Raw genomic sequence first — 206 nt, 5'->3', positions numbered from 1 at the left:
CTAGTAAATGCTTATAAATTACAAAGTACAACACATGATAATGGCCAAAGTAAATTTGAGGATTTAAAAGGGCATTGGGGTGAAAAATTCGCCAATGTTTTAATTGATTTAAAAATTTCTAATGGCACTGATAACGGCTGGCAACCAAATAGATTCATAACACGAGCTGAAGCTGCTCAACTTACTGCTAAAACAGATATGTTTTC

General features: G+C 33.5%; 1 protein-coding gene. It reads left to right on the top strand.

Going from position 1 to position 206, the window contains the following annotated elements; translation table 11 throughout:
• The coding region (locus H6481_RS28585) for an S-layer homology domain-containing protein (RefSeq protein ID WP_182813833.1) at positions 1 to 206 on the top strand (206 nt) is incomplete at both ends.

Origin of the sequence: Bacillus sp. ME78, assembly GCF_903970865.1 — a bacterium.
GTDB lineage: Bacteria > Bacillota > Bacilli > Bacillales > Bacillaceae_G > Bacillus_A > Bacillus_A cereus.
This window is presented reverse-complemented; position numbering and strand designations above follow the sequence as displayed.